General features: G+C 67.4%; 20 protein-coding genes. 3 read left to right on the forward strand and 17 right to left on the reverse strand.

What is annotated here, in order from left to right; genetic code table 11:
* Nucleotides 1-167 precede the first annotated feature (167 nt).
* Nucleotides 168-1,544: a sigma-54-dependent transcriptional regulator gene (locus AC5LXX_RS34885; protein ID WP_493413736.1), complete on the reverse strand. Its 1,377-nt coding sequence runs from the start codon at nucleotides 1,542-1,544 to the stop codon at nucleotides 168-170.
* Complete coding sequence (locus tag AC5LXX_RS34890) at nucleotides 1,526-3,016, reverse strand: ATP-binding protein (RefSeq protein WP_493413737.1); 1,491 nt, start codon at nucleotides 3,014-3,016, stop codon at nucleotides 1,526-1,528. The genes AC5LXX_RS34885 and AC5LXX_RS34890 overlap by 19 nt, the downstream gene beginning before the upstream one ends.
* A 197-nt stretch (nucleotides 3,017-3,213) precedes the next feature.
* Here AC5LXX_RS34890 and AC5LXX_RS34895 point away from each other — a divergent pair, with 197 nt between their 5' ends.
* Nucleotides 3,214-4,170 carry a mannuronate-specific alginate lyase gene (locus AC5LXX_RS34895; RefSeq protein WP_493413738.1) on the forward strand — a complete coding sequence of 319 codons (957 nt, stop codon included), beginning with the start codon at nucleotides 3,214-3,216 and terminating at the stop codon, nucleotides 4,168-4,170.
* 16 nt (nucleotides 4,171-4,186) lie between these two features.
* Here AC5LXX_RS34895 and AC5LXX_RS34900 read toward each other — a convergent pair whose 3' ends face one another.
* From AC5LXX_RS34900 to xylA, 15 genes are all read right to left on the reverse strand, one after another.
* Nucleotides 4,187-5,308 carry a porin gene (locus AC5LXX_RS34900; RefSeq protein ID WP_493413739.1) on the reverse strand — a complete coding sequence of 374 codons (1,122 nt, stop codon included), beginning with the start codon at nucleotides 5,306-5,308 and terminating at the stop codon, nucleotides 4,187-4,189.
* Between the two features lie 160 nt (nucleotides 5,309-5,468).
* Nucleotides 5,469-6,437 carry an agmatinase gene (gene speB, locus AC5LXX_RS34905; protein ID WP_493413740.1) on the reverse strand — a complete coding sequence of 323 codons (969 nt, stop codon included), beginning with the start codon at nucleotides 6,435-6,437 and terminating at the stop codon, nucleotides 5,469-5,471.
* Nucleotides 6,438-6,484: 47 nt separating this feature from the next.
* Nucleotides 6,485-8,074 (reverse strand): gamma-glutamyltransferase family protein, encoded by a 1,590-nt coding sequence (locus tag AC5LXX_RS34910; protein WP_493413741.1) that lies wholly within the window; start codon nucleotides 8,072-8,074, stop codon nucleotides 6,485-6,487.
* Between the two features lie 14 nt (nucleotides 8,075-8,088).
* Entirely contained in the window at nucleotides 8,089-9,459 is a 1,371-nt protein-coding gene (locus AC5LXX_RS34915) for an aspartate aminotransferase family protein (protein WP_493413742.1), read from the reverse strand.
* A gap of 79 nt (nucleotides 9,460-9,538) precedes the next feature.
* Entirely contained in the window at nucleotides 9,539-10,303 is a 765-nt protein-coding gene (locus tag AC5LXX_RS34920) for an ABC transporter ATP-binding protein (RefSeq protein WP_124455667.1), read from the reverse strand.
* The gene (locus AC5LXX_RS34925; protein WP_493413743.1) at nucleotides 10,300-11,040 is read right to left on the reverse strand and encodes an ABC transporter permease; all 741 of its coding nucleotides are present in this window, start codon (nucleotides 11,038-11,040) and stop codon (nucleotides 10,300-10,302) included. The genes AC5LXX_RS34920 and AC5LXX_RS34925 overlap by 4 nt, the downstream gene beginning before the upstream one ends.
* Entirely contained in the window at nucleotides 11,037-11,735 is a 699-nt protein-coding gene (locus tag AC5LXX_RS34930; RefSeq protein WP_493413744.1) for an ABC transporter permease, read from the reverse strand. The genes AC5LXX_RS34925 and AC5LXX_RS34930 overlap by 4 nt, the downstream gene beginning before the upstream one ends.
* Before the next feature lie 73 nt (nucleotides 11,736-11,808).
* The gene (locus AC5LXX_RS34935) at nucleotides 11,809-12,594 is read right to left on the reverse strand and encodes an ABC transporter substrate-binding protein (RefSeq protein ID WP_493413745.1); all 786 of its coding nucleotides are present in this window, start codon (nucleotides 12,592-12,594) and stop codon (nucleotides 11,809-11,811) included.
* A 141-nt stretch (nucleotides 12,595-12,735) separates the two neighbouring features.
* A complete protein-coding gene (locus AC5LXX_RS34940; RefSeq protein ID WP_493413746.1) occupies nucleotides 12,736-13,413 on the reverse strand; it encodes a GntR family transcriptional regulator in 678 nt (225 codons plus the stop codon).
* 381 nt (nucleotides 13,414-13,794) lie between these two features.
* Entirely contained in the window at nucleotides 13,795-14,055 is a 261-nt protein-coding gene (locus AC5LXX_RS34945; protein WP_493414343.1) for a hypothetical protein, read from the reverse strand.
* 93 nt (nucleotides 14,056-14,148) lie between these two features.
* The gene (locus AC5LXX_RS34950; protein ID WP_493413747.1) at nucleotides 14,149-15,348 is read right to left on the reverse strand and encodes a sugar ABC transporter permease; all 1,200 of its coding nucleotides are present in this window, start codon (nucleotides 15,346-15,348) and stop codon (nucleotides 14,149-14,151) included.
* Entirely contained in the window at nucleotides 15,345-16,904 is a 1,560-nt protein-coding gene (gene xylG / locus AC5LXX_RS34955; RefSeq protein WP_124455674.1) for a D-xylose ABC transporter ATP-binding protein, read from the reverse strand. Before xylG ends, AC5LXX_RS34950 begins: the two co-directional genes overlap by 4 nt.
* A gap of 60 nt (nucleotides 16,905-16,964) precedes the next feature.
* The gene (xylF, locus tag AC5LXX_RS34960) at nucleotides 16,965-17,993 is read right to left on the reverse strand and encodes a D-xylose ABC transporter substrate-binding protein (RefSeq protein ID WP_124455675.1); all 1,029 of its coding nucleotides are present in this window, start codon (nucleotides 17,991-17,993) and stop codon (nucleotides 16,965-16,967) included.
* A gap of 88 nt (nucleotides 17,994-18,081) precedes the next feature.
* The gene (xylB, locus tag AC5LXX_RS34965; protein WP_493413748.1) at nucleotides 18,082-19,560 is read right to left on the reverse strand and encodes a xylulokinase; all 1,479 of its coding nucleotides are present in this window, start codon (nucleotides 19,558-19,560) and stop codon (nucleotides 18,082-18,084) included.
* Nucleotides 19,561-19,564: 4 nt separating this feature from the next.
* Complete coding sequence (xylA, locus tag AC5LXX_RS34970; protein WP_124455677.1) at nucleotides 19,565-20,887, reverse strand: xylose isomerase; 1,323 nt, start codon at nucleotides 20,885-20,887, stop codon at nucleotides 19,565-19,567.
* A 267-nt stretch (nucleotides 20,888-21,154) separates the two neighbouring features.
* Between xylA and AC5LXX_RS34975 the strand changes: the two genes are divergently transcribed.
* Nucleotides 21,155-22,348 carry a XylR family transcriptional regulator gene (locus tag AC5LXX_RS34975; RefSeq protein ID WP_493413749.1) on the forward strand — a complete coding sequence of 398 codons (1,194 nt, stop codon included), beginning with the start codon at nucleotides 21,155-21,157 and terminating at the stop codon, nucleotides 22,346-22,348.
* Nucleotides 22,349-22,375: 27 nt separating this feature from the next.
* Nucleotides 22,376-23,464, forward strand: coding sequence for an aldose epimerase family protein (locus tag AC5LXX_RS34980; protein WP_493413750.1), 1,089 nt, complete (start codon nucleotides 22,376-22,378; stop codon nucleotides 23,462-23,464).
* Nucleotides 23,465-23,610: the final 146 nt, after the last annotated feature.

Genomic DNA, 23,610 nt, shown 5'->3' on the forward strand with positions numbered 1-23,610 from the left:
ACGGGCTCGGGCGACGGGTTGCGATACATCGATATTTGCAATACCCGTGCCAACCCGCGGCGCCCCATGTGGCCAAGGGCCGAACGATGAAGCGCGCCGGACATGTCGGATTTCCCGACACGTTGCTTCACTGGGTGTCGTCAATCCCGACAGTCGAAACGGCCCTACTAGTCGTCGCGCTCGATCCCGAGATTCGCCATGCGCGCATAGAGCGACTGGCGGCCGATCCCGAGTTGCCTCGCGGCCTCCGCGCGATTGCCGTTCGCACGCTCGAGCGCATGCAGGATCGCCGCGCGCTCGACCGTCGCCAGCGCATCGGGCAGCAGCATGTCGAGCAGGTAGGCCGGAACCGCATCGGCGCCCGACTGGCGCGCCGGCACGGCGGCCAAACCGAGATCGGCCGCGCTGACGGCCGGCCCGGGGGCGAGCGCGGCCGCGCGCTCCATCACGTTGCGCAGTTCCCGCACGTTGCCGGGCCAGCGGTGATCGAGCAGTGCGCGCTGCGCGTCGTTGGTCAGATGCAACGACCGCATGCCTGCCGCGTTGCGCAGGAAATGCGCAGCCAGCGGAAGGATGTCGGCCACGCGATCCGCGAGCGGCGGCAGGTGCAGCGGAATGACGTTCAGCCGATAGAAGAGATCCTCGCGGAACGTGCCGTTCGCGACGGCGGCGGCGAGGTCGCGGTGCGTCGCGGCCACGACGCGAATGTCGATTGCCGTGGTGCGATCCGCGCCGAGCGGCGTCACCTCGCGCTCCTGCAGCGCCCGCAGCAGCTTGGCCTGCATCGCGGCCGGCATGTCGCCGATCTCGTCGAGGAAGAGCGTCCCGCCGTCGGCCTCGACGAGGCGCCCCGCGCGATCGGCATGCGCGCCGGTGAACGCGCCGCGACGATGCCCGAACAACTCGCTTTCGAGCAGATCGGCCGGGATGGCCGCACAGTTGACGGCGACGAACGGCCCTGCATGCCGCGCCGATGCCGCATGCAGCACGCGGGCCGCCACCTCCTTGCCCGTGCCCGTCTCGCCGGTCACGAGCACGGTCGCATCGGTCATCGCGGCCCGGCCGACCTGCTTTTGCACGTCGCGCATCGCGGCGCTCACGCCCAGCAGTCGCGGTCGGTCCGCTGAAGGCTCGCCTGCAAAACCGCCGTCCTCCGGCGCGAGCGCGGGCGGCTGATTCGCCGATACGACGCGTTCGAGCAGTTGCGCGATGTCCCGACGCCCGATCGGCTTCGTCAGGTGATCGAATGCGCCGAGCCGCATCGCTTCGATCGTGTTGTCGCTGGTCGCATGGGCCGTCAGCATGACGACCGGAATCGCGGCGAGCGCCGGATCGTCGCGCAGTTGCGCGAGCACGGCCAGCCCGTCCAGATCCGGCAGGCGGAAGTCCAGAAAGATGCATTCGATACCGCCACCGTCGCGCAGCGCGCTCAGCGCGGCCCGGCCGGATGCGGCCTCGACGACCCGATGACCGAGATCGGCCAGTGTTTCGGTGAGGCCGTCGCGAAATGCCGCGTCGTCGTCGACTACGAGGATGTTTGCCATGGAATTTCAATCACGAATGCGGCGCCCTCGTCGAGGCGCGCCTGCCCGCCGTGGGCCGCCGCCACTTCGCGGACGACGGCAAGACCGAGACCCGTGCCGTCCGCGCGCCCCGTCACGAAAGGCTCGAAAATCCGCTCGCGCTGCGCGGCCGGCACGCCGGGGCCGCTGTCCGACACGGTGATGCACAGCCAGTCGCGCCCGGCGATCGGACGCCGCTCGGCGGCGAGCGTGACCGCTCCGCCGTCGCCCGCGTGGTGCAACGCGTTGAGCAACAGATTGTCGAGCGCCCGCCGCATCTGGTCGGGATCGAAGGCGGGAAAATCCGACGGCCACGCGAGCCGCTCGCCCTGCCCCGCGAGCGACAACGTCAAGTCGATCGCCTGCTGCTGCGCAAGCTCGCGGTGTGCTTCGACGACCTGCGCGAGCCACGCGTCGACGTCGACGCGTGTCGCATGCGGGCGCACCGGCTGCGTCAGCGCGAGCAGGCTCGACAACTGCGCATCGATGCGCTCGATCTGCGCGAGGATCACGCGCAGCGCGTCCTGCTGCCGCCGGCCATCGCCGGCCAGCGCGTTTTCAGCCTTCAGCCGCATCGCACCCATCGGATTGCGAATCTCGTGCGCGACCTGCGCGGCGAGTTTGCCCAGCATGCCGAAACGCTCGGCCTGCGCGAGGCGCGTACGGAGCTCGTCGGCCTGCTGTTGCAGTTGATCAGCGCGCCGCGCCCGCTCGTTGAACGCATCGATGACGCGATCGAGATCGGGTTCGCCGACGTACGGCAGGTGATGCTCGCGACCGTCGGGGCCCAGCCCGCTTTCGATCCGGGCGAGATTGCGCTTCCAGCGGCGCAGCGCCACGGCCAGCGCCGCCGCGATCGCGAGAATCACGGCGAGCACGGCCGCCAGGCCCGTTGCCAGCAATTCCCCGTGCCGGCCCAGCGGCGGGCGCGCACGGGTCAGCATCCATACGTACAGCCCCGATCCCCCGCGTACCGGACAGGCCGCCGCGATCACGGCGTCCTGCGCGCCTTCGACGACGTTCGCCGTCGCGGCATGCGTCGCGACCGCGGCACGCAGCGTGCGGAGGATCAGCGGCGTTTCCGCTTCCGGAACATCGTGCTTGACGCCGCTGCCCTGATAAGTGGGAAAGGAATAGGCGAGAAAGCCGCTCGCGGCGGGTGCGGCGGAGGGCATCCAGAACCCGCCCTCCATGTCAGGGGCACGCGAGAGCACGATGTCGAGGATCGCATGCATCAGCTCCGGGGCAGGCCCGCCGGCCGCCGACGCGGTAGAGGCGCCGTAACGCGACGCGACCGCTTCGCATGCCGACGCGCCGGCGGCCTTGGCGCTGGCCACCTGCTGACTCTCGGCGGAACTCGCCGTGACCCAGACGACCGCGACCAGCGTCGCGCACAGCGCCGCGACGACTGCCCAGAGCATGACGAGTTGGGTGGAAAACGAAGGACGCTTCATCGAATCGGGCTGGCGGTTGAGGACGACAGAATAACGTATTGCATCGCACGTGAAGCCGCCGCGACCGCCATGCATCGCACCGACGGCCTGCCGGACCGGACCGGCGGCGGCTCGTCCCGGAAAGCCGGGCGAAAGCCTCGGGCGCTAGACTGCTCGCGGTCCCGCGTCCAACCCGAAACGTCCTCGTCGAGCACCTCATGCGCACCGTTTCCGTTCGAGCCTTGTTCGCTGTCCTGTTCGCCGTCGGTACACTCGTCGGCACGGCCTCCGCCAGCCGCGCATGCGAAGTGCCCGCCCCCGTGCGGACGATCGATCCGCCCGGCTACTACGACGACCCCACCGGTTATGCGCGCGACGTGAAGCCGATGCGCGACTTCGTCGCGAAGCTGAACGCCGCGGCGGATCACGGCGACTGGTCGTGCACATTGACGCTGCTCGACACTTGGGCGCAATCGGATGCGTTGATGGGCCATATCTCCGGTTATCAGGGCTACTACGAACGCTCGTGGGCCGGCACCGATTTCGCGATGGTGATCCTGCGCATGCCGCGCGGCTTGCGCGAAGCGAACCGCGCGCCATTCAACGCGATCGACCCATGGCTCGAACGCATCGCGATCGCGACGCGCAATGCCGAGGCGATCAACCACCTGCACAACAATCTCGTGTACTGGGCAGGGCTCGACCTGATCGCGATCGGCACCGTCACCGACAATGCCAGCCTGATCGATTCCGGCTTGCTGCGGGTACGCGAAGGCATTCGCGACATCCGCCCGGACGGGTCGCTCGAGCGCGAGGTCAAGCGCGGCGACCGCGCACTCCACTATCACACCTTCGCGCTGCTGCCGCTCGTGTTCGCCGCCGAGCTCGTGCAGCGGCGCAACATCGATCTCTACCGCGAAAACGACGGCGCGATCGGCCGCCTCGCGAACCTCGTGATCGATGCGGTGCAGGATCCCGCGAGTTTCAGGAAGATCACGCCGATCAAGCAGGACCTGTTTCCGTGGACGTTTCGCGACGAACTGAGCTGGGTCGAACCGTACTACGCGCGCTTTCACGATCGCCGCCTGCCCGCGATCATCGCGCCGCGCCGCCCGTTCGTCGAATGGCGGCTCGGCGGCGACGTGACAGCGGCGTGGGGCGCGCCGCTGCCATGACGCACGGCGCATGCGGTCAGAAGCGGTGGCGAATGCCGACGATCGCCAGTTCCTGCGTCGCCTTGCCGCCATCGACATACGCGTCCGCGATCACCGCCTGCGCCGGGCCCGCGCCGTTGCTGCCCGACGCGTGCCCGTAGCTCATCGTCGCATAGAGATCGGTGCGCTTGCTGAGCGCGTAGTCCGCCGCGAGCGTGACCTGCTGGTACGTCGCCGACGAATCGCCGTGCGATTTCAGGTAGTTGTAACCCGTCTCGAACAACAGCGCCGGCGACGCCTGCCACGCGACGAACACCGAGCCGTTGTTGAAGCGCTCGGCCGCGCCGAACGTCGAATTTCCGTCGCGCAAATACTCCGCATAGCTGTAGTGGCCGCCCAGCGTGAACGCGCCGAGCACGTAGCTCACGCCGGCGCGCGCGATATTCACCGCACTCGCCGTCGCATAGGCGTTATTGACCGGCGACAGGAAAATCGTATCGGCACTGCTTGCGTCGCGCGTCGACAGCACCGCGTTACCGTTGTCCAGATGCGCATAGCCGGCGGCGACGGTCAAGGGCCCGGCCGTGTACGACATCGCCGCGTTATACGCCTGGCCCGAGCCGACCGAACCGGCCACGCCGCCGAACCCGTACATCGCGGCCACCTGCAGCCCGCCCCACGACGGGCTCACCCATTTGACCGCATTGCTGTTGCGGACCGAGCCGTCGGCGTTGTCGACGTCCCCGGGCGCCGTGAAGTACTCGAGAAAATTGTTCCCCTGTACCGGTAACACCAGATCCTGCAACGTATCCTGCTGACGCCCGGCCGTCACCGTGCCGAATCCGCCCGCCAGCCCGACGAACGCCTTGCGCCCGAACAGCAGGCCGGAACTCATCTTGCCGTTGTTCACGTTGAAGCCGTTCTGCAGGTTGAACAGCGCGCTCAGGCCGCCGCCGAGATCCTCCTTGCCTTTCAGCCCCCACTGGCTGACGGACATCTGTCCCGACTGCAGCTTGACCTGGTTGCTGGCGCCGCCGGTGTTGTGCGTGTACTGAATCGATTCGTCGATGACGCCGTAAAGCGTGACCGAGCTTTGCGCAAATGCATTGCCGCACATGCCGGCCGCGCATGCGAGTGTGGTCGATGCGATCCATTTCATTGCCGTGCTCTCCCGTCGTTGCGTGGTTGATCCATCTGATTGACGTCATTCCGACATCATTCTTCATTCGATTCGGATAACGAATTGATATGCGCGATATCGATGCCGTTCTCTACCAGGGCTCACCGACTACGTGAATCGCCGGCGCCCCCTTTGAGCCCTACCTCACCGTGCGAGCGCGATGCCTGAACAGGCAGACCAGCTCGCTCGCCACGTGCGCGGCCGCAAGCGCGGTGATGTCCGCATGATCGTAGGCAGGCGCGACCTCGACCACATCCGCGCCGACCAGGTCGACCGACGTGAGCCCGCGGATGATCGACAGCGCCTGCGCGCTCGACAGGCCGCCCGGCACGGGCGTACCGGTTCCCGGTGCGAACGCCGGATCCAGCCCGTCGACGTCGAATGTGAAATAGGTCGGCCGCGCGCCGACGATCTCGACGATGCGTGCAATGGCCGCGTTCACGCCGTGCTCATGTACCCACGTCGCATCGAGCACCGGCACGCCCATGAAATCGTCGTTCCATGTGCGAATGCCGATCTGCACCGAGTGGGCGGGATCGATCAGCCCGTCCTTGATCGCCTTGTAGAACATCGACCCGTGATTGAGGCTGTCCGGCTGATCGTCGGGCCAGGTGTCGCAGTGCGCGTCGAAATGGATCAGCGAAAGCGGCCTGCCGTACTTTTCCGCGTGGGCCACGAGCAGCGGGTAGCTGATGTAGTGATCGCCGCCGAGTGTCAGCATCCTTGCACCGGCATCGAGGATCGTGCGCGCATGCGCGATGATCGCTTCCTTGACGGTCGACGGGTTGTGCACGTCGAGCCAGCAGTCGCCGTAGTCGATCACCGCATAGTCGTCGAACGGGTTGATCCCCCACGGATACGGCAGCAGGACGCCGAGCTGGCTGCTGGCCGCGCGGATCGCGCGCGGGCCGAGCCGCGCGCCCGGACGGTTGGTCGTCGCGATATCGAGCGGCACACCGGTCACGGCGAGATCGACGCCGGCCAGCTCCTTCGTATACAGGCGCCGCATGAACGACACCACGCCCGCGTAGGTGTTCTCCTTCGACGAACCGTATGGCGATTCGCGGCGGATCGCGCCGTCTCCGCGCACGACTGACTGCTTCTGCATGATGCGTCACCCCCCTTTTTCGTGTGCCGACAGTGCGGGCGCCCGTGTCAGATGCCCAGTGCGCAACCATCCTTGCGATGGTCGGACGCGCCGATCAGCGTGCCGGCCTCCCAGTCGATCCGGATCGCCTGCGCGCCGCCGATCGCCCAGTTCGGCGCCACGAGATTGAAGCCGCGTCGCGCGAGCGCTTCGCGCGCCGCCGCGGGCATCGTGCATTCGACCTCCACCTGATCGGTGCCCGGCCGCGGAAAGATGCGCGGCAGGTCGATCGCCGTTTGCAGGTCCAGGTCGTAGTCGAGCACCTTCGACAGGAAGTGCGCATGCCCCATCGCCTGATAGTGACCGCCCATCACGCCGAACGTGATCTGCACCTTGCCGTCGCGCGTCACCATGCCCGGAATGATCGTATGCATCGGCCTCGCATGCGGCGCGATCGCATTCGGGTGGCCCGCTTCCAGCGTGAAACTCTGGCCGCGGTTGTGCAGCATCACGCCCGTTTGCGCGGACATGATGCCGCTGCCGAACGGATGAAACAGCGAGTTGATGAAGCTCGCGCAGTTGCGATCCTTGTCGACCACGCAGATATAGACCGTATCCTTGTGCTCCACCGGCGCCGCAACCGGCGCGCCGAGGGCGTGCAGCGCCGCGATGCGCTTGCGCAGCGACTCGATGGACGCATCCGACAACAGCGTATCGACGTCCATCGGCCGATAGCGCGGATCCGCCAGCAGCACGTCGCGCAGCGCATACGCGACGCGCGCGGCGTCGATCTCCCGGTGCAGGCGCTCGGCGCCGAGCGGATCGTCGTTCGCATCGAAGCCTTCGAGCAGCTTCAGCAGCAGCAGCGCGACGACGCCCTGCCCGTTCGGCGGGCACTCGTGCACGTCGTAGCCGCGAAAGCGCGCGGTGATCGGCGTCACGTATTCGCCATGGAACGCCGCGAAGTCGTCCATCGTGTGCAGACCGCCCATGGCGCGCAGGCGGGCCACGATATCCTCCGCGACCACGCCTTCGTAGAACACGCGTGGGCCCGCTTGCGCGATCGTCTCGAGGGTGCGCGCAAGCAGCGGCTGCCGATGCACGCTGCCCGCCCGCGGCGCCTGCCCGGCAACCAGCATCTGCGCGCGGCTGGTGTCGTCCAGCGACAGCAACTGCGCCTGATGCGCCCAGTCCGCCGCCGCGCGTGGCGCGACCGCATAGCCGTCACGCGCGAGCCGGATCGCCGGCGCGAGCAATGCGGAGAGCGGCAGCGAGCCGTGATCGCGCGCGAGCGTCGCCCATGCGTCGACCGCACCGGGCACCGTCACCGCGTGCGGCGAATGGCGATCGATCGACGTGACGCCGAGCGCGCGCAGCCGCTCGACGCTGGCGGCAGCCGGCGCCCAGCCCGACCCGTTGAAGCCGACGATGTCGTCGCCGCCGCCGCGGGAATAGAGCGCGAAGCAGTCGCCGCCGATGCCGGTCGAGCCGGGCTCGACGACGCATTGCACCGCGCACGCGGCAATGGCCGCGTCCATCGCGTTGCCGCCCGATTCCAGGATCCGGACGGCAGCCAGCGTCGATGCGGGATGCGACGTCGCGGCCATCGCTTCGGTCGACATCACGAGCGAGCGGCCCGGTTGTTCGAAATTCCTCATGGTGTTCTCCCGATTCAGCGTGCGGTCAGCGACCGGCGCCACGCGAGCGTGTCGTCGAGCGCCTGTTTCGACGCATCGAACAACTGGTCGATTTCGTCGTGCGTGATGATCAGCGGCGGGCAAAAATTGAACGTATCGCCGAGCGCCCGTGTGATCACGCCGTACGTCAGCGCCCGCTCTCCGGCATGGATCGCCACGCCTTCGGACGGCGCGAACGGCGCTTTCGTCGCCTTGTCGGCGACCAGTTCGACGGCCGCGAGCAGCCCGGACCCGCGTGCCTCGCCCACGAGCGGATGCGCGGCGAGATCGGCCACGCGCTGCTGGAAGTGCGGGATCACGCTGCGCACGTGGTCGAGCACACCGTCTTCGTCGTAGATGCGCAGCGTCTCGAGCGCGACGGCCGCGCAAACGGGATGGCCGCTGTACGTGAAACCGTGGCCGAACGTGCCGATCTTCTCGCTTTCGGCCACGAGCGCGCGATAGATCGCATCGCTGACCATCAGCGCCGAGATGGGAAGGTAGCCGGCCGACAGCTGCTTGGCGACGACGATCATGTCGGGTTGCATGCCGAAGGTTTCCGAGCCGAACATGTTGCCGGTGCGACCGAACCCGCAGATGACTTCGTCGGCCACGAGCAGGATGTCGTACCGCTTCAGCACGCGCTGGATCTTTTCCATGTAGGTGGCCGGCGGGACGATCACGCCGCCCGACGCCATGACCGGCTCGGCAAAGAACGCGGCGATCGTCTCGGGCCCTTCGCGCAGAATCAGTTGCTCGAGCGACTCGGCGCAGCGCGTCGCGAACTGCTCCTCCGATTCGCCGGGCAACCCGTGACGATAGTAGTGCGGGCAGTCCGTATGCAGGACGCGATCGATCGGCAGGTCGAAATCGCGATGGTTGTTCGGCAGGCCGGTGAGGCTCGCGGACGCGATCGTCACGCCGTGGTACGCCCGCGTGCGCGCGATGATCTTCTTCTTCACCGGCCGCCCGAGCGCGTTGTTGTAATACCAGATCAGCTTCACCGCGGTGTCGTTCGCTTCCGAACCCGAGTTCGCGAAAAACACCTTCGACATCGGCACCGGCGCCATCGAGATCAGTTTCTCGGCCAGCAGGATCGACGGTTCGGACGACTTATGACCGAACGCGTGATAAAACGGCAGCTTGCGCATCTGCCGGTCCGCCGCGTCGGCCAGCCGCGGTTCGCTGAACCCCAGCGACGCGCAGAACAGGCCGCTCAGCGCTTCGATGTAGCGGTTTCCTTCCGTGTCGTACACGTAGACGCCCTCGCCGCGCTCGATCACCATCGGCCCGACGTCGCGGTGGCGGCTCAGGTTCGTATACGGATGAAGGACATGATCGATGTCGTTCTGCTTCAGCGTGTGCATGAGTACCTTCCTGGTTGAGTCTCTTCCATGGTCGTGTCTTCCGTGTGCGGCACCGGCCCGGATCGGCCGCCGGATCGCACTACTTGAGCCCGCCGGACAGGAACTTCTGCAACCGGCTGCTTCTCGGCGTCTTCAAGATGTTGCGCGGATGGCCTTCCTCCTCCACCACGCCCTGGTGCAGGAACATGACGTGGTTCGACACCTCGCGCGCGAAGCCCATCTCGTGCGTGACGACGATCATCGTGCGTCCTTCGTGTGCGAGATCGCGCATCACCTTGAGCACGTCGCCGACCAGCTCCGGATCGAGCGCCGAAGTCGGTTCGTCGAACAACAGCGCGTCGGGCTCCATCGCGAGCGCCCGTGCGATCGCGACGCGCTGCTGCTGGCCGCCGGACAGGTGCGCCGGATACGCATCGGCGAAGCGCGTCATGCCCACCTGCTCGAGATAGCGCTCCGCCCGCTCGCGCGCCTCCGCGCGACCGAGCTTCAACACGTGCAACGGCGCCTCGACGACGTTCTGCAGCACCGTCATGTGCGCCCACAGATTGAAATGCTGGAACACCATCGCAAGCCGCGTGCGCATCCGGCGCAGCTGGGCGGGATCCGAGATCCTGATCCGGCCGCTGCGGTCGACCGACGTCCGCACCTCGCCGCCGCCGAGCGATACGCGGCCCGACGAAGGCGACTCCAGAAAATTGATGCATCGAAGCAGCGTGCTCTTGCCCGATCCCGACGAGCCGATCACGCTGATCACGTCGCCGGGGTTGGCTGCCAGCGAGACGCCCTTCAGGACTTCGTTGTCCCCGTAGCGCTTGTGGAGATTTTCGACAGACAGTGCATTCATGTGGCGTTGCTCCGCGATTGCGCAAGCGTGGAAAGCGGCAGCGGCCGCAGGTGGACGAGCCAGCGCCGCTCGGTTGCCCGGATCAGCAGCGCGACGAGCCCGGTCAACGCGAAATAGACGGTGCCGACGGAAATGAACGCCTCGAACGGTGCGTAGTAGTTCGCGTAGAAATCCCGCGCGGCGCCCGTCAGGTCGATCAGCGTGATCGCGCTGACGAGCGACGTGCCGTGCAGCATCAGGATGATTTCGTTGCTGTAGGCGGGCAGGAACCGGCGCAGCGCCGACGGCAGCACGATGCGGCGCCATGCGGTCGCACGCGACATCCCGTAGGCCTGCGCCGCTTCGATTTCGCCGTAGGCGGTGGCGCGGATCGCCCCTGCCAGGATTTCGACGGTATACGCACAGGTATTCGCCGTGAGCGCGATCATCGCGCACCCGAACGGATCGCGCAGCAGCAAGAGCAGCGGATTGCCGCGCTGCCACGCGTCCTGGACCCACTGGAACTGGCCGAATCCGTAATAGACGATCATCAGTTGCGCAAGCAACGGCGTGCCGCGCATGAACCACGTGTAGACCGCCACCGAACCATGCACGAAGCGGTTCGGCGACACGCGCAATACGGCCAGCGGAATCGCGAGCAGCAACCCGAGTGCCAGCGAGCCCACGGTCAGCTGCACGGTGACCCACAGCCCGCCGGCATACGCGCCGAGCAGCGAGATCCATTGTTCATGGCTCATCCGTGCAGCCTCCCCTCTCGCATGCCGCGGTTCAGGCGCACGCGCGCACGCGCCGCGCACGCCGTCGACCCCGACGTCACCAGCAGATACACCGCGCAGGCGGCGAGATAGAACGTCATCGGCGCCCGGGTCGTGCGGCCGGCCTGGTCGGAGATGAACATCACGTCGTGCAGGCCGATCAGCGACGCGATCGCCGTGGTCTTGAGCAGCACCAGCCAGTTGTTCACGGCGGCGGGCAATGCGAGCCGCGCCATCTGGGGAAACAGGATGCGGCGAAACGCGAGCCATCCCGAGAATCCGTATGCGCGCGCCGCCTCCATCTGGCCGCGCGGTACGCCGAGGATCGCGCCACGGAACGTCTCCGTGTAGTACGCACCGAAAATGAAGCCGATCGTCAGCACCGCGGTGGCGAACGCATCGACGTCGGGCGCATGCAGGCCGAAGGCGGCCGACAGCCGGTTCAACAGGATCTGGCCGCCGTAGAACACCAGCAACATCATGACGAACTCCGGCACGCCGCGAATCAGCGTGGTATAGGCGGTGGCGGCGGACACCAGCACACGCGAGCCCGACAGCTTGGCCATCGCGCCCGCCATGCCGATGCATACGGCGAGCCCGACGGACAGCACGGCGAGCACGATCGTCACCTCGGCGCCGCGCAACAGGGCCGGCAGGTATTGCTGCAATGCGGACATGACGCTCCTTTCCAGCGCTCTCGGGATTCGTTCAGGGTGCGCCGGCGCGTGCACGCCCGCCGGCGCGGCCTGGTCAGTAGATATCGAAATCGAAGTACTTCTTCTCGATCGACTGATACACGCCGTTGGCGCGAATGGCCGTGATCGCCTGGTTCAGCTGCTGCCGGAGATCGTCGTCGGTCTTGCGCACCGGAATGCCGTAGCCCTCGCCCAGCAGCGCCTTCTGCTCGGGCGTCGTACCGACGATCGGCGTGCCGACGAACTTGAAGTTCGCACCTTCCGGTTTCGTCAGGAACGCCGAATACGCGGCAGTCGCGTCCTGCAACGCGGCGTCGATGCGGCCCGAGCGCAGATCGAGGTAGACCTCGTCCTGGGTCGGGTAGCGCACCAGCTGTACGCCGTTCTGCACCCAGTACGCGCTCGCGTACTTGTCGGCCAGCGTGCCGCGCTGGACGCCGACCCGCTTGCCCTTCAGTTCCGCCGGCGTCGCGTCCTTGATCGGGCTGTTTTTCGCGACCACCAGCCGGCGCGGCGTGTTGTAGTACTTGTCGGTAAACGCGACCTTCTGCTTGCGCTCGGCGGTGATCGCGACCGACGCGACGATCGCGTCGACCTTGTCGGCCATCAACGCGGGAAGCAGGCCGTCCCAGTTGATCTGCACCAGCGTGCAATTGGCGTGCATCTGCGCGCACAGTGCATGGATGACGTCGATGTCGAAGCCCACCGGCGTGCCGTCCGGCTGCATCGACGAAAACGGCGGATACGCGCCTTCGTAGCCGATCCGGATGTCCTTCCACTCTTTCGCCTGGGCCTGCACGGCCGCCAGCATGACGGTGGCGAGCACCAGGAATCTCATCATGGGTCGTTTCATGTTGCTACTCCGTAACGTGTTTCGGTGGAAATGACTGCGTGGTCGTGTTGCGTGGTTTTGGTACGATGATTGATTCGGATACCTTATCGACATGAACGAGACGCCGACCGCCGCCTCGTCCCGTTTCCGTCAGTTGCCGCCCGTCATCCAGTCGCGCAATGCCGGGACGGTCGCTTCGATATGCTCACGCACCACGGCCTCGAGCGCGGCAGGATCGCCTCCCCGGATCGCGTCGATCAGCCCCATGTGGTCGTCGCGCGACGTCTTCGGCTTGTAGGCCCGCTCGAGCCACAGACGCATGTGCGGTTCCACCACCGTGTGCAACCCGGCGATCTGGGTGATCAGGCGCTGGCGCCCGCACAGCCGGCACAGATATTCGTGAAAGCTGCGATGCGCGGTGACCCATTGCTGGCCGTCGGCTTCCGCGCGCTCCATCGCGTCGATCAGACGCGTCAGTTCGTCGATATGCTGCGGCGTGATGTTCGGCAGCGCCATGCGCGCCGCCAGCCCTTCGAGCACGCCGCGCATGCCGAACACCACTTCCATCTCGTCGACGTCGAGCCCCCGCACGACCGCACCGCGATTCGGACGGATCACGACCAGCCCTTCGCTCGCGAGCCGGCGGAACGCTTCCCTCACCGGCATGCGGCTCGTATCGATCTCGGCGGCGATGTCCTCGGGAATCAGGCGATCGCCGGCCTTGTACGTCCCCATCCGGATGCGGTAGAGCACATACGTATAGGCCTCTTCCTCGGCCGTGGCGGGAAATTGCGGATGCAGCGATGGCGTACGTGTGTCCATGTTCATGCAATGACCTCTTTCGCGAGCCCTGGGCTTCGCCGCGAAGCGCTCGCACGCCGAATACGCGTGGCAGGCTCTTGGACTTGCGTTCGATATTGAATGAAAGGCATTAGTAATAGTGGATATTTGTATCTACGGCTGCACTATACGACGCCAGAAATAATGTCGAATATGGGTTAACCCTTGGGGTCGGCAATACGCTGATGCGCACGTTCCCACAAGCGAAAACGCCCGACACCGGGCATCCGGCGTCGGGCGTTTCGGCCAATTACGGTGTACGGCGCACCTACCGAGCAAGCGCGGCGACTTGCGCCGCCGTCAGCGCCCCCTGGTACATGCGGAAATCGCTCACGAGGCCGTCGAAGGCAGGATCGGCCGCCTCGTCTTTCAGCACGCGGCCGCGGGTACGGCAGCGTGCTTCGACGCGCCGTCCCGCTCGATCCGCTCGACGATGCGTGCAAGCCGAATGATGTCGGTCAGCGCGAAATCGGCCGCATCGGGCCGCGGCCGGCCGCACTCGTCGGCGATGCGCATCGCGAACGCGAGCGCTTCGGAACGCTCCCGCAGCAATGCCCGGAGCGCATCCGCGACGACCCGGCGGTCGCGCGGGTCACCGAGGCCGAGCGCCGAACCGACATCCGGCGCCATGAGCGTGCCTGTCTCCAGTGCGGAGACATTCGGCACGCGCATCGTGTTCGTGTCCATGGAAGTCCTCCCGCCGACTCGCGATCGACCGGCACGTCACCGCCGGTTCGACCGCGACACCACGTCGATCCACACGGCCAGCACCAGCACCGCGCCCTTGACGATCATCTGCCAGTACGCATCGACGTCCAGCATCGACATCCCGTTGTCGAGGCTCGCCATCACGAGCGCGCCGATCAGCGCGCCGTAGACCGTGCCCGACCCGCCGCGCATCGACGTGCCGCCGATGAAGCACGCGGCGATCGCATCGAGCTCGCCCATCGTGCCGGCGGACGGCGACCCGGCCGCCAGCCGCGCGGTGTTCACGAGGCCGGCAAACGCGCACATCAACCCCATCAGCGCAAAGATCGCAAGTTTCACGCGATCGGTATCGACGCCCGACAAGCGCGTTGCCTCGAGATTCGAGCCGACCGCATAAACGCGCCGGCCGAATACCGTCTGCGTCGCGATCCACGAGAACACGCCGAGCAACGCGAGCAGCAACAGCACCGGCACCGGAATGCCGCCGTAACGGTCCAGCGTCGCGACGAATGCGAACAGCACCGCACCGGCACCCGCGACCTTCGCACCGTCCTGCCACAGCGGCGCGACCGCGAGCCGGTAGCGTCGCCGCGTGCCGCGCTGCCGCACCACCAGGAGCGTCACGAGCGCGAACAGCAGGATCGCGAGGCCGTCCCCCGCCATGCGCGGCAGATAGCCTTGCCCGATGAACACGAAGCCGTCGGACACCGGTGCGATCGTCGAGCCGCCCGTCACGCCGAGCAGGATGCCGCGGAAGGCGAGCATCCCGCCGAGACCGACGATGAACGACGGCACGCGCCGATAGGTCGACCACCAGCCGTTGAACAGCCCGATCAGCACGCCGAGCGCAAGCACGGCCGGGACCGTTGCCGCGACCGGCCAGTGGCGGTTGACGTCGAGGATCGCGGCGACGCCGCCGAGCAGCCCGAGCAGCGAACCGACCGACAGGTCGATCTCGCCCGCGATGATGACGAACACCATGCCGCACGCGAGCATGCCGGTGATCGACATCTGCCGCAGCAGGTTCGAGACGTTGCGCGGCGTGACGAATGCGCCGTCCGTCAGTACCGAGAAGAACGCCCAGATCGCGGCCACCGCGAACAGCAGCGCGAGCACCTTGTAGCGCACGAAGATGCGTCGCAGCGGATGGCCGCCCGCGGCGCGCGTGTCGGGGTCCGCCGATACGGGCCGGGAAGACGAAAGTTCGGTGTTCATGTGGCACTCGCTGCAATGGGTTCGGCCGGACGCCGCGCGGGCTTCAGCGCGGCGCCGAGAATCTGTTCCTGTGTGAGACCGTCGTTGACGAAATCGCCGCGCAGCTCGCCCTCGCCGATCACGAGCACGCGATCGGCCAGCCCGAGCACTTCCGGCAGCTCCGACGACACGACGATCAGCGCGACGCCGCGCTTCGCGAGCGCGAAGATCAGCCGGTAGATCTCCGCCTTCGCGCCGACGTCGACGCCGCGGGTCGGTTCATCGAGGATCAGTACCTGCGGGTCCGCCAGCAGCATCCTGGCGAGGACCGCCTTCTGCTGGTTGCCGCCGGACAGGCTCGCGATCGGCAGGAACGGATGCGCGGCGCGCACCGACAGCCGCTGCATCTCGGTGCGGATCGCGTCGAGTTCGGCGGCCGCGTCGATTCGGCCGCGCGTGGCGAAACGGCGCAGCACCGCCAGCGTGATGTTGTGGCCGACGCCGAGCTGCGGCACGATCCCGTGGCGCTTGCGGTCCTCCGGCACCATCGCGATACCCGCACGGATCGCATCGGCCGGCGAGCGGACCGCCAGCGTGCGGCCGTTCATCCGCACGGCCGCCGTGCTCTCGCCCGGATACGCACCGAAAATCGCCTGCATCAACTCGGTCCGGCCCGCGCCGACCAGCCCGGCGACGCCGAGAATCTCGCCGCGCCGCACGCTGAACGACACGTCGTCGACGCGCTTGCGGCGCGGGTTCGTCACGTCGCGGCAGGTGACGTGATGGGCCTCGAGCACGACGTCGCCGATCTCGTGAGGCTCGCGCGGATAGAGATTGCCGATCTCGCGCCCGACCATCATCGCGATGATGCGGTCGGTGGTGAGCGTGCGCATCGGCTCGGTCGCAACGTGGCGGCCGTCGCGGATCACGGTCACGGTGTCGCACACCGCGTCGATCTCGTCGAGCTTGTGCGAGATATACACGCACGCGACGCCGCGGCGCTTCAGGTCGCGCACGATGTCGAGCAGGATCCTCGTTTCGGCCGCGCTCAGCGACGACGACGGCTCGTCGAGAATCAGCAGCTTCGCGCGCTTGTTCAGCGCCTTCGCGATTTCGATCAGCTGCTGGTGGCCGCCGCCGTAGTTCATCACCGGCTGTGCGACGTTGATCGCATCGATCCGCAGCTCGCGCAGCAACGCTTCCGAGCGCCGCACCATTTCCGCGTAATGCATGCGCCCGCCGGGCAGCGTGATCTCGTTGCCGAGGAAGATGTTCTCGGCGACCGACAGCTCGGGCACGAGCATCAGCTCCTGGTGGATGATCACGATGCCCGCACGCTCGGTGTCGCGCACGCCGGACGCGACGAGCGGCGCGCCTTCCCAGCGGATCTCGCCGTCCCACGTGCCGTGCGGGTAGACACCCGACAGCACCTTCATCAGCGTCGACTTGCCCGCGCCGTTCTCGCCGCACAACCCGACGCACTCGCCCGGGCGCACGGTCAGGTCGATGCCGTCGAGCGCCTTCACGCCGTCGAATGCCTTGACGATGCCGCGCATCGTCAGCAGGGGTTCCGTCATTCGTTCATGCCTCGCAGGATGCGCGCGGGCGCGCCGGTGCGCTGCCCGCGCGTCGTGCCGTTACTGGCTCGCCAGCTGGGCCTGGGTGTAGAAGCCGTCCTTCACGACGACATCGACGTTGCGCTTGGTCAGCAGCGTCGGCTGCAGCAGCACCGTATCGACCTTCTTCTTACCGTTGTCGTATTGCGCGTTGAACGCGGGCTTCGTCCCCTTCGCGAGATCGACCGCGAGCGTCGCGGCTTCGCTCGCGATCAGCTTCAACGGCTTGTACACGGTCATCGTCTGCGTGCCGGCGATCACGCGCTTGACCGCAGCCAGATCCGCGTCCTGCCCGGACACCGGCACCTTGCCGGCCAGATGCTGCGCGGCAAGCGCCTGGATCGCACCGCCGGCCGTGCCGTCGTTCGACGCGACGATCGCGTCGATCTTGTTGTTGTTCGCGGTCAGCGCATCCTCGACGATCCGCAGCGCGGTCGACGCGCTCCATTCGGGCACCCACTGCTGGCCGACGACCTTGATGTCGCCGCGGTCGATCGCCGGCTTCAGCACCTTCAGTTGTCCTTCGCGCAGCATCTTCGCGTTGTTGTCGGTCGGCGCGCCGCCCAGCAGGAAATAGTTGCCCTTCGGCTTCGCGTCGAACACGCCCTGCGCCTGCAGCTCGCCGACCTTCTCGTTGTCGAACGAGATATAGGCATCGACGTCCGCGTCGAGGATCAGGCGGTCGTACGACACGACCTTGATCCCGGCCTTCCGCGCCTCGGCCACGACGTTGCCGAGCGTCTTCGAGTTGAACGGCACGATCACGATCACGTCGACGCCGCGCGAGATCAGGTTCTCGATCTGCGAAATCTGCCGTGCCTCGCTCGCGTCGGCCGACTGCACCGACACCTTCGCGCCGAGCTTCGTCGCCGCCGCGACGAAATAGTCACGATCGCGCGACCAGCGCTCGACGCGCAAATCGTCGATGCAGAAGCCGATCTCGGGCTTGTCCTTGCTCGCATGCGCGAGCGGCGTGCCCAGCGCGAGGATCGCCAGCGCGGCGGCGCCGGCAAGCGAACTCAATACGGTACGACGCGTCACGGTTTTCATGTCTCCAGACTCCTTGTTATGGAACCACCTCACGAACCGCGGGCGGCCGCCGGATGGCACCGCCCGCATCGAGTCACTGCAACGTGCGTCACGCGCCCGTTGCAAATACCGGTTCGAGCGCGCGGTACAGCGCGCGAAACGTCGGCCGCCGCACGTCGCGATACCACGCGTGCCGCGCGGGATCGGGCTCGCGCACCGCGACGACCGGCGGCTGCGGACACACGTCGGCGAGCGACGCATCCGGTTCGAGCGCGAGATGCGCAAGACGCGCGGCGCCGAGCGCCGGCCCGATCTCGCCGCCCGCGCGCAGCGTCAGCACACGACCGCTCAGGTCGGCGAGCATCTGCGTCCAGTACGCGCTGCGCGAGCCGCCGCCGATCACCGTGATGCTGTCGGGTGCGAGACCGGACGCATGCAGCGCGTCGATGCCGTCGAGCAGCGCGAAGCCGACGCCTTCGAGCGTCGCGTTCGCGAGATCCGCGCGCCGGGTATCGGGCGTGAGCCCGTAGAACACGCCCTTCGCGTTCACGTCGTTGTGCGGCGTGCGCTCGCCGCTCAGGTACGGCAGGAACCACGGGCGGCGCTCGCGTGCGTTCGCCTCGGCATCGTCGAGCAGCGCCGCGACGCCGTCGTAGCCGGCGAGTTGCGCGGTGAAGTCGATGCAGCCGGCCGCGTTCAGGATCACGGACATCAGGTGCCATGTATTCGGCAGCGCATGACAGAAGCTGTGCACCGCCGATTCGGGATTCGCGCGGAACCCGTCCGACACCGCGAAATACACGCCCGACGTGCCGAGCGACAGCAGCGCGTCGCCGGCCCGCACGATGCCGACGCCCACTGCGCCGGCCGCATTGTCGCCGCCGCCGGCCACCACCGGAATCTCGCGCAGGCCAAGCGCACGCGCGACGGCCGGCAGCAGCGTGCCGGTCACCGCGTTGCCCTCGAACACGGTCGGCATCTGCGTGCGCGACAGCCCGCAGGCCGCGAGCAGCGTGTCGTCGTAATCGCGCTTCGCGACATCGAGCCACAGCGTGCCGGCGGCATCCGACGGATCGGTCGCGAACGCGCCGGTCAGCCGGTAGCGCAGATAATCCTTCGGCAGCAGCACGTACGCGATGCGGGCGAACACGTCGGGTTCTTGCCGACGCACCCACAGCAGCTTGGGCGCGGTGAAGCCCGGCATCGCGATGTTGCCGGCCACCGTGCGCAGCGCGGGCGCGAGCCGTTCGAGTTCCTCGCACTCCGCGTCCGCACGGCCGTCGTTCCACAAAATCGCGGGACGCAGCACGTCGCCATGGGCATCGAGCAGCGTCGCGCCGTGCATCTGCCCGGTCAACCCGAGTGCGTCGATGTCGCGCGGATCGATGCCGGCCGTGCGTGCATCCGATACGAGCGCGGCGAGCGCAGCGCATGCGGCGGCCCACCAGTCGCGCGGCGCCTGCTCGGACCAGCGCGGTTGCGGCCGGCTCACCGTCAGCGCGCGGCTCGCGCTCGCGCGCACCGTGCCGTCGCGATCGAGCAGCACCGCCTTCACGCCCGACGTGCCGAGATCGAGTCCGATGTACATGGCTTCAGCGCAGCCCGTAGATCGCCTGGTTCACGATGTTCTCGAGCCGCTCCTGCGCGCCGCTCGCGTGCTGCGGATCCACGCCGCGCGCGAGCGCATCGGCGGCGAGCGATTCCAGCGTATAGCCGCCCGACAGGATCTGGCGGCCGAACGCGTCGTCCCACTTCGCGTAGCGCTGCCGGCGCAGCGCGTCGAGCCGGTCGTTCTCGACCAGCACCGCCGCGCGTTCGAGCGCGAGCGCGAGCACGTCGATCGCGCCGACGTGGCCGTAGAACAGGTCTTCCGGATCGACGCTCTGGCGCCGCACCTTCGCGTCGAAGTTCATGCCACCGGTCGTGAAGCCGCCGTGACGCAGGATCTCGTAGAACGCGAGCGTCAGTTCCTCGACGCTGTTCGGAAACTGGTCGGTGTCCCAGCCGTTCTGCTGATCGCCGCGGTTCGCGTCGACGCTGCCGAACACGCCGAGCGCGAACGCGTTCGCGATCTCGTGATGGAACGAGTGGCCCGCGAGCGTTGCATGATTCGCCTCGATGTTCACGCGGATCTCGTTCTGCAGTCCGTACTGCACGAGGAAGCCGTGCACCGTCGCGACGTCGTAGTCGTACTGGTGCTTGGTCGGCTCCTGCGGTTTCGGCTCGATGAGCAGCGCGCCCGTGAAGCCGATCCTGTGCTTGTGTTCGACGACCATCGACAGGAAGCGGGCGAACTGATCGCGCTCGCGCTTCAGGTCGGTATTCAGCAGCGTCTCGTACCCTTCCCGCCCGCCCCACAGCACGTAGTTTTCGCCGCCGAGCCGGTGGGTCGCGTCGAGCGCATGGCACACCTGGGTCGCGGCCCACGCGAACACGTCGGGGTTCGGGTTCGTCGCGGCGCCGGCCGCGAAGCGCGGGTGCGAGAACAGGTTCGCCGTGCCCCACAGGAGCCGCACGCCGCTCGCCTGCTGGCGCTCGCCGAGATAGTCCACCATCCGCGCGAAATTGGCCGCGTATTCGCGCAGGCTGTCGCCTTCCGGCGCGACGTCCGTGTCATGGAACGTATAGAAAGGCGTGCCGAGTTTCGTGAAGAACTCGAACGCCGCATCCGCTTTCTGCCGCGCCCGCTCGAGTGCGTCGCCCGGCTGCTGCCAGGGCCGGCGGAACGCGCCCTGCCCGAAGATGTCGTGCCCCGGCCACACGAACGTGTGCCAGTAGCAGACCGCGATCCGCAGATGCTCGGCGAGCGTCTTGCCGAGCACGCGCTTCTCGGGGTCGTAATGGTGATAGGCGAGCGGGTTGTCCGAGTGCGGGCCTTCGTAGCGAATCGCGGGAATATGTTCGAAATACGACATGGCGTCTCCGTGCAGGTTCTTGTTGCAGCGCAACGCGCGTCGTGGCGACGCACGCGGCCGAATTCGGTTGGCTGGATCGTGCCCGTGCGCCTGCCGGCCGGCAATTGCGAAATTGCGCAGCACGCTTGATGTTTCTTGCCAGCCGCGCTCGCGCCGCGCGCATTCCGTCCTACAATCGCCGTACACCAATCCACCGCGCGCCGCCGTCGCGAGCGCACCCCGGAGACAACGGCGCCGCGTCCTCGACGCGTTTGCCCCGACACCCAGATGACACGCGCCCCTTCCGCCCAGACACCGCATCGCATCGCGTTGCTGTTCAACGCGAACAAGGTCTACGACCGCGAGATCATCAGCGGCATCGGCCAGTACCTGCACACGACCCGCGTGGTGTGGGACCTGTTCCTCGAAGACGACTTCCGCTGCCGGCTCACGGGCATCGAGCGTTTCGACGGCGACGGCATCATCGCGGACTTCGACGATCCTGCCGTCGCCGACGCACTCGCCGGCTCGCCGCTGCCGATCGTCGCGGTCGGCTCGTCGTACGAGGATCCAGCGCAGTACCCGGCCGATGTCCCATATATTGCGACGGACAACCCGAAGCTCGTGTCGCTCGCGTATTCGCATCTGATCGGTGCGGGCCTTGCGCACTTCGCGATGTACAGCCTGCCGATCGCACAGGAGAACCGCTGGGCGCAGCAGCGCGAGCTGGCGTTCGACCAGCTTGCGCGCGCGGACGGGCTCGACGCGCCGATCTATCGCGGGCTGTCGACCAGCGCGTCGGGCTGGAATCACGCGATCGAGCAGTTGATCGGCTGGCTGCACGCGCTGCCGAAACCCGTCGGCGTGATCGCCGTCACCGACGCGCGTGCGCGGCATCTGTTGCAGGCCTGCATGATCGCCGGCATCGCGGTACCGGAACAGGTCGCGATCATCGGCATCGACAACGATCCGCTCACGCGCACGCTGACGCGCATTCCGCTGTCGTCGGTGATCCAGGGCACCGAGGAAATGGGCCGCACCGCCGCGCACCTGCTGCACCGGATGCTACGCGGCGCGCGTTTTCCCGGGCAGCGCATTCTCGTGCCGCCGGTCGGCATCAACGTGCTCGAATCGACGCGCCACCAGCCGCTTGCGAGCCAGCACGTGATGCGCGCACGGCATTTCATTCGCCAGTACGCGTGCCAGGGGATCAAGACCGAACAGGTTGCCGACTATGTCGGCGTATCGCGCTCGCTGCTCGAGGAGCACTTCCGTCGCGAACTGCAGCGCACCGTGCACCAGGAAATCCTGCGTCACAAGCTCGAGGCCGCACAGGCGCTGCTCGCCGGCCGCCATGTGTCGAGCGCGGAAGTCGCGATCCGCTGCGGCTTCACGTCGTTGCAATACATGTACGCGGTGTTCCGCCGCGAACTCGGCTGCACGCCGCGCGAATATCAGGAACGCGCGGCTGCCACGAACTGACGCCTGCCGCCCATCCGACCTCCATCCATGCACCTCGATACCGACTCCTCACACCTGACACCCGGCGTGGCACGCGTGCCTTCCGAGCCGTGGGGCACGTTGCCCGACGGCGAGCCCGTGCGGCGCTACACGCTGCGCAACGCGCACGGGATGCGCGTCGGCATCAGCGACCTCGGCGCGACCGTCGTGTCGTGGCTCGCCCCCGACCGCGCGGGGCGCTTTGCCGACATCGTGCTCGCCCACGACACGCCGGCCGAGTACCTCGAATCCGGTGTCTACCTCGGCGCGACGATCGGCCGCTGGGCGAACCGCATCGCCGGCGCGCGCTTCGCGCTCGACGGCGTCGACTACCTGCTCGACCGCAACGAGAACGGCAACCTGCTACACGGCGGCGCGAACGGCTTTCATCGCGTGCGCTGGGACGTGATCGACGACTGCGGCGGGCTGACGCTGCGGCTCGATTCGCCGGAAGGCGACGCCGGATTCCCCGGCAACGTGAGCGTCCAGGTTCGCTACACGCTCGACGACGACGGCACGCTGACGATCGACTACGCGGGGTGGACCGACGCACCGACGCCGCTGAACCTGACGAATCACAGCTACTTCAACCTGAACGGGCGCCCCGGCAGCGATGTCCGCGGCCATCTGCTGCACATCGCCGCCGATGCGTTCCTCGAAGTGGACGACGCGCTGATCCCGACCGGCACGGCCGACGTGACGGGCACGGCGTTCGATTTCCGCCAGAGCGCACCGATCGGCGCGCGCCTCGATTGGCCCCATTCGCAGCTGGCACGCGCGCGCGGCTTCGACCATTGCTTCGTCGTGGGCGACGGCGCCCGCGAGGTTCGGCCCGTCGCGCGGGTCTACGATCCGGAAAGCGGGCGCGAGTTGCTCGTGTCGACCGATCAGCGGGGCCTGCAGCTCTATACGGGAAATTATCTCGACGGCGTGCGCGTGAGCGGCGGCACGCTTTGCGCGCGACACGCCGCGCTGTGCGTCGAAGCCGGCGGCTTTCCGAATCAGGTCAACATGGCCGGCCTGAGTGACGACGTGATCCTCTATCCGGGCGCTACGTATCGGCAAACGACACGGTACCGGGTGGGCGTCCACGCGTAGTCCGAACGAGCCGGCATCGACGCCCACGTCGGGCAACGGCCGCTCCCGCTCCCTCCCCCTGCCCCGAGCCGTCACGGGCGATGCAGCCTGCGCGCGCATCGCCCTCCATTCCTCGAAACCACTCCGCAGTCAAACCCGCACGGAAT

The organism is Burkholderia torrens (genome assembly GCF_984668525.1).

Bases quoted from the DNA above. Each gene is read 5' to 3' on its own strand.
- AC5LXX_RS34895 (WP_493413738.1), top strand. From the start codon at position 3,214: ATGCGCACCGTTTCCGTTCGAGCCTTGTTCGCTGTCCTGTTCGCCGTC.
- xylA (WP_124455677.1), bottom strand. From the start codon at position 20,887: ATGTCGTATTTCGAACATATTCCCGCGATTCGCTACGAAGGCCCGCAC.
- AC5LXX_RS34950 (WP_493413747.1), bottom strand. From the start codon at position 15,348: ATGAACACCGAACTTTCGTCTTCCCGGCCCGTATCGGCGGACCCCGAC.
- AC5LXX_RS34940 (WP_493413746.1), bottom strand. From the start codon at position 13,413: ATGAACATGGACACACGTACGCCATCGCTGCATCCGCAATTTCCCGCC.
- AC5LXX_RS34975 (WP_493413749.1), top strand. From the start codon at position 21,155: ATGACACGCGCCCCTTCCGCCCAGACACCGCATCGCATCGCGTTGCTG.
- xylG (WP_124455674.1), bottom strand. From the start codon at position 16,904: ATGACGGAACCCCTGCTGACGATGCGCGGCATCGTCAAGGCATTCGAC.
- AC5LXX_RS34925 (WP_493413743.1), bottom strand. From the start codon at position 11,040: ATGAGCCATGAACAATGGATCTCGCTGCTCGGCGCGTATGCCGGCGGG.
- AC5LXX_RS34915 (WP_493413742.1), bottom strand. From the start codon at position 9,459: ATGCACACGCTGAAGCAGAACGACATCGATCATGTCCTTCATCCGTAT.
- AC5LXX_RS34910 (WP_493413741.1), bottom strand. From the start codon at position 8,074: ATGAGGAATTTCGAACAACCGGGCCGCTCGCTCGTGATGTCGACCGAA.
- AC5LXX_RS34890 (WP_493413737.1), bottom strand. From the start codon at position 3,016: ATGAAGCGTCCTTCGTTTTCCACCCAACTCGTCATGCTCTGGGCAGTC.
- AC5LXX_RS34900 (WP_493413739.1), bottom strand. From the start codon at position 5,308: ATGAAATGGATCGCATCGACCACACTCGCATGCGCGGCCGGCATGTGC.
- AC5LXX_RS34920 (WP_124455667.1), bottom strand. From the start codon at position 10,303: ATGAATGCACTGTCTGTCGAAAATCTCCACAAGCGCTACGGGGACAAC.
- AC5LXX_RS34885 (WP_493413736.1), bottom strand. From the start codon at position 1,544: ATGGCAAACATCCTCGTAGTCGACGACGACGCGGCATTTCGCGACGGC.
- AC5LXX_RS34930 (WP_493413744.1), bottom strand. From the start codon at position 11,735: ATGTCCGCATTGCAGCAATACCTGCCGGCCCTGTTGCGCGGCGCCGAG.
- xylB (WP_493413748.1), bottom strand. From the start codon at position 19,560: ATGTACATCGGACTCGATCTCGGCACGTCGGGCGTGAAGGCGGTGCTG.
- AC5LXX_RS34980 (WP_493413750.1), top strand. From the start codon at position 22,376: ATGCACCTCGATACCGACTCCTCACACCTGACACCCGGCGTGGCACGC.
- AC5LXX_RS34945 (WP_493414343.1), bottom strand. From the start codon at position 14,055: ATGGCGCCGGATGTCGGTTCGGCGCTCGGCCTCGGTGACCCGCGCGAC.
- speB (WP_493413740.1), bottom strand. From the start codon at position 6,437: ATGCAGAAGCAGTCAGTCGTGCGCGGAGACGGCGCGATCCGCCGCGAA.
- AC5LXX_RS34935 (WP_493413745.1), bottom strand. From the start codon at position 12,594: ATGATGAGATTCCTGGTGCTCGCCACCGTCATGCTGGCGGCCGTGCAG.
- xylF (WP_124455675.1), bottom strand. From the start codon at position 17,993: ATGAAAACCGTGACGCGTCGTACCGTATTGAGTTCGCTTGCCGGCGCC.